Below are 4,267 nucleotides of genomic sequence, written 5' to 3'. Positions count from 1 at the left end.
TGATGGTTCGATTATTCGCGAGTCTCTTCGGATGCTTGACCCTGAGCTTCCGCTGCGGACGCAAGACACGTATCTGCTTGCACAGCCGGTAGACTTTCTTCTTGTTGATCACCAGCTGATGCTGGCGATTTAAGAGCTTCGTCAGCTTGCGGGAGCCATACACAGACGTATACTCGTCAGCCAGCATCTCCATGATCCACTCTTTGATTTGTTCATCACTGATCCGCTTGCCCTCTTGTGTGAAGCTGTAACCTGGCGTGGGACGACCGCTTTTGAGAATCAATGCTGAGGACTTGTTCCGACGATTCACGTATGCATAATACGTGAAACGTTCCACTTCCAAGATACGCAGTACAAGGCTGATGGAATGACCTTGCGAGATGTAGACGTTCGCAATCGCTATTTTATCCGCAAGTGTGGGTTCGTTTTTTTAACAGGTCTCGGAGGATTTCTCTCTCTAGCGCCTGCTCGGCATAGAGCTTTTTGAGCTTCTCATGTTCTTTCGCCAAAGCGGCGTAGTCGCTGGCTGTTGGAACGAAAGTGGGCTGCTTTAAAGCCCTGCCATCCAATTGTTCCTGATCCTTACGCTCAAGCTGCTTCGCCCAGCGCAGTACCATTTTCGGATCCAAATCATGTTACCGGGCAACAGCTGTCATATTGCCGATCTTGTACCCTTTGCTTACTACCATCTTCTTGAAATTCAGATCATACCGTTTTCTCTCCATTGTCGTCCCCTCCGATTGATTTCATTCTATCGGAATAAGAGGTGTACTGTCCAAGTTCATTTGGGGGCTAAATAGGAAATAGATAGGTAAGAGATGAATCAGGTGCTACAATAGCCATGTTAAAGATATCTTCTCATGTTAGGGATCGTAAATACGATTTTACATTATCATTCGATATAGATAGGGGTATGGAATTTGTTTATTCAACTTATAGGTGTTGGCAAGTTAAAAGAGAAGTATTTGATCATGGGGATTCAGGAATACGCTAAACGACTGGGCCCGTACATTAAATTCCAAGTGATCGAGGTAGCGGACGAAAAGGCTCCTGACTCACTGAGCGAGGCGGAAGTCCGACAGGTCAAGGAGCGAGAAGGCGAGCGTATCCTCGCTCATGTGAAAAGTGAAGCACATGTCATTGTGCTTGCCATCGACGGCAAACTCTGGAGCTCGGAAGAGCTCGCTGGGGAGTTGGACAAGCTCGGCACCTACGGCACAAGCCATGTTGTTTTCGTCATTGGCGGCAGCCACGGTCTCTCTGACGAGGTCCTCCGCCACCCCCAGCAGAAGCTGAGCTTCGGAAGGATAACCTTGCCGCATCAGTTGATGCGGCTGGTGCTGGTGGAGCAGATTTATCGGGCGGTGAAGATTAATCGGGGGGAACCGTATCACAAATGACGCAAATTTTTTGTAAGGATCTGATGAACTCTTTTTAATAATTAGAATAGAACCTACGCAAGTCAAATAAGATACGTGAATTTTGCATTTGATGAAATCTGCAGATCAAGGGTTTCCACTCATGTCGATTTCATTCAAACCATATTTAACATACGATACATTATTAATCACGTTTAGGAGGAGACATACTATGCCGACTTTTCGTAATTTTACTGTATCGAATCGAGTTCTTTTAGCTACCTTTGATAAGAACTGGAGACGGGAACGAGTTTCGGATGGGCACGTAGTCTACGTAGCAACCGCGAATAATGCAACAGTAACTGCGATTGTTCGTGGTACTAAAAATCAAAAACTCATTTTCAAAAAAGGACAAAGAATCATTGTTGTTGGGGGAACATTCCATTCCCCACCTCATACCAGAGTATTTGTATAACAGAATATATCCAGTGTATACAAAAGGGCAATGGCATAAGAAACCATTGCCTTTTATCGTCATTGAACATTCCTGAATGTACCTTGGGGAAATGAGACCTCGATTGTTCATTCGAACACTGGATGGTACAGCAAATGCTCGTACGTGTACCGGCTGAATGCGAACTTAAAGGCGAGCACCACACCGGATCCTTGAATTTTTACAGAACGAAGCTGCGAGGTTTTCACAAGTCCGCGTATCAGAAACGTAACCGTTTGAGTATCACCGCGGCGGATCGCCTTGGCCAATACTTGTCTGAACGCGTTATTGAATGCCAATGCTTTGTACAGTGGTAAAATTCCCCTCGCTATCGCCTGGTGTGCCTTTATTTCCTTAAGGATAAGCTTAAGCGTCCCCGGCGGAAGCGAGGTCTCGCTGCCATAAATATCGATCGGACCCTTGAATTCAAAGAACACGTTGTACCCGCTCTTGAAGGTTCCGGGCAGCGGTTTTTTGGCAAAAGGCGACGCTAGACGGAACAATCTCATCATCTCCGTGCCGTTGCCCGTTACGACTGCCTTGCCCCATCGGGTAGCGTACACCTTGTTGGCTGCGATTGCCAGATAGAAAGGCAGCATCGCCTTGGCAACATCACGTAGAACGCGTGCGGATACAAACCGGTTGGGGTTCGATTGTTGGGTCATTTTTTTCTCCCTCCTTGCTTTCCGGCATACCTCCTAAATTCAACATATGTTGCGTTTGACGGCTTGTTGATTTCTACAAGCATTTGGACATGCAGATAAGAAGATACGGATTGAATGAATGGTCTAATCCTTTATTTTTTCTTCCCACCAACCGAAAGCGACCCTCCCCCTCCCTACCAATTTTGGTGTTTCGGGATTCGATAAGAATACAAGGAAATTCCCCCCTGGTGGAATAATGATTTTACCTCCTTCTTCCTCCACCAGCGTTTCCCTTGCTACTGCTCTCCGCACGAAAGCCTTGATTCCCCCAACTGGGTCCCCTTTCACCTTGTTTGCAAGCTGCAATTTGACTCGAGAGTTAGGAAGAGGTCTAAGTGACGTATTGGTTGGGGTGGTACGTACGTTAGTAGGTGTGCCTGGGGCTTTAGCATTAAACCAGAATTGGGCTCGAAAGGGGGTTGTAGTTACATCTGTCACTGTCCATACGTTGACAAATAACTTCACTCCCGAATGAGGAGGATTATAGAGCCTTGCCCAAGCACTCGTTCCTTTCCCAAATGTTAGGTTATCTGCATAACCAATAAAATACTTACCGCGAAGAGACCTATATAAAGATTGCGGAACCGTGACGACCTGAGGTAGTACTTTTTTTGCCATTTTATTCACCTGCTTCTTATTATTAATTAAGTCTGTTTCACTGCTGAAACGATTCTTGTTAATTCACTGTAAACGACTCGATGTGCTGCAACGAAGCGGTCTTTTGGACTGACTCCAAATGATGCAAAAAGCACCTCCGACTCATTTGTAATAAATTGGACCTCATATTGCATAGTTTTGGCCACGTTGAGAATATTGTAAGTGGATGAATTAGGTTTAACACTAAGTGTAACGGTGTGAATGAGAGTCTTCTTTCCATTTAGCGCATAAACCTTGATTTTCACCTTAGCAAAATGATGTTGATGAAAGTATCAGATCACTTTAATATCTTATTCCTTCATGTGTTTACTGGGTTGGACGTTACCATATTTTTAGCTGAATCAATTTTTTGCGAAGAATGCAGGCCTGGCTATAGATTATACGATAGAGCTCTCGGGGGTCATGTATTTTTGGGGAATTTGGGATTCTTTGGAGTGAGCTAAGAAGGAGGAACCAAATGCTGCCCATTAACGATAATTTAAAAGGGAAAGTCGCCGTAGTTATGGGTGGAGGAGGCGTTCTTTGCTCCGCGATGGCTGTCGAACTCGAACGGCAAGGAGTCAAGATTGCGATCCTGAACCGTACGGCGGAGAAGGGCGAAGCGGTCTCCGAGCTTGCAGATTTGCTGTCGGATTCTGATCATTCGAAGAAGCCTGGCTTGGGTATACTGGGCGAGACTAGAATGCCCGTTCTCTAGACAAAGTAACGGCTGAGGCAACAGAAAATTCGCCGTTAGCTCCGTTAAGCTGAACCGTACCATAAGTGACGCAAATATTATGGAAATATTATAAAGTGGGATTGAAAAAGCGAACTAGGAAATAGCTTTATTAGCTGGGCCCCTGAATGTTTATTTTACGGGTGCTTTTTGTGTTAATACAACCGCCAGAGTACAATTAGCTTCGCTTCCACCGTACCCTGCTTAATTGCAGTCATATACTCGTAAGGCGACATATCATAGATGCTGCCATGTAGCCGATCATGATTATAGTTGTGGATAAAGCCAGTAACAACTTCATACGCATGGGGATAGCTTTCAAATTCGTGCCGCTGATAAC

7 protein-coding genes and 1 pseudogene are annotated in these 4,267 nt (G+C 45.4%); 3 read left to right on the top strand and 5 right to left on the bottom strand.

The genetic code is table 11. From position 1 onward, the window contains the following. Both AC5V8P_RS23905 and AC5V8P_RS23900 read right to left on the bottom strand, forming a co-directional pair. A partial coding sequence (locus AC5V8P_RS23905) for a helix-turn-helix domain-containing protein (protein ID WP_495473939.1) occupies positions 1–310 on the bottom strand: 310 nt, incomplete at its 3' end. Between the two features lie 94 nt (positions 311–404). Then, positions 405–617, bottom strand: a complete 213-nt coding sequence (locus AC5V8P_RS23900) for a hypothetical protein (protein ID WP_063213897.1) — start codon at positions 615–617, stop codon at positions 405–407. 303 nt (positions 618–920) lie between these two features. Here AC5V8P_RS23900 and rlmH point away from each other — a divergent pair, with 303 nt between their 5' ends. Both rlmH and AC5V8P_RS23890 read left to right on the top strand, forming a co-directional pair. Next, the gene (rlmH, locus tag AC5V8P_RS23895; RefSeq protein WP_064797013.1) at positions 921–1,400 is read left to right on the top strand and encodes a 23S rRNA (pseudouridine(1915)-N(3))-methyltransferase RlmH; all 480 of its coding nucleotides are present in this window, start codon (positions 921–923) and stop codon (positions 1,398–1,400) included. Positions 1,401–1,590: 190 nt separating this feature from the next. Continuing rightward, entirely contained in the window at positions 1,591–1,833 is a 243-nt protein-coding gene (locus tag AC5V8P_RS23890; RefSeq protein WP_064797014.1) for a hypothetical protein, read from the top strand. Between the two features lie 107 nt (positions 1,834–1,940). Here AC5V8P_RS23890 and AC5V8P_RS23885 read toward each other — a convergent pair whose 3' ends face one another. Together AC5V8P_RS23885 and AC5V8P_RS23880 are read right to left on the bottom strand one after the other, a co-directional pair. Further along, the gene (locus AC5V8P_RS23885; RefSeq protein ID WP_063213900.1) at positions 1,941–2,516 is read right to left on the bottom strand and encodes a hypothetical protein; all 576 of its coding nucleotides are present in this window, start codon (positions 2,514–2,516) and stop codon (positions 1,941–1,943) included. Between the two features lie 123 nt (positions 2,517–2,639). Further along, positions 2,640–3,173: a DUF6143 family protein gene (locus AC5V8P_RS23880; RefSeq protein WP_063213901.1), complete on the bottom strand. Its 534-nt coding sequence runs from the start codon at positions 3,171–3,173 to the stop codon at positions 2,640–2,642. A 496-nt stretch (positions 3,174–3,669) separates the two neighbouring features. On the opposite strand from AC5V8P_RS23880, the pseudogene AC5V8P_RS23875 reads away from it, so the two are divergent. Next, a pseudogene (locus tag AC5V8P_RS23875) lies at positions 3,670–3,819 on the top strand (D-mannonate oxidoreductase); the annotation flags it as partial. 263 nt (positions 3,820–4,082) lie between these two features. Here AC5V8P_RS23875 and AC5V8P_RS23870 read toward each other — a convergent pair. Continuing rightward, positions 4,083–4,267 (bottom strand): IS3 family transposase (locus AC5V8P_RS23870; protein ID WP_495473938.1); only part of this gene is annotated, 185 nt, incomplete at its 5' end.

The organism is Paenibacillus sp. N119s (assembly GCF_059447605.1).
This window is presented reverse-complemented; position numbering and strand designations above follow the sequence as displayed.

Coding starts and splice junctions, on each gene's coding strand:
- AC5V8P_RS23900 (WP_063213897.1), bottom strand. CDS start 617: ATGGTACTGCGCTGGGCGAAGCAGCTTGAGCGTAAGGATCAGGAACAA.
- AC5V8P_RS23890 (WP_064797014.1), top strand. CDS start 1,591: ATGCCGACTTTTCGTAATTTTACTGTATCGAATCGAGTTCTTTTAGCT.
- AC5V8P_RS23885 (WP_063213900.1), bottom strand. CDS start 2,516: ATGACCCAACAATCGAACCCCAACCGGTTTGTATCCGCACGCGTTCTA.
- AC5V8P_RS23880 (WP_063213901.1), bottom strand. CDS start 3,173: ATGGCAAAAAAAGTACTACCTCAGGTCGTCACGGTTCCGCAATCTTTA.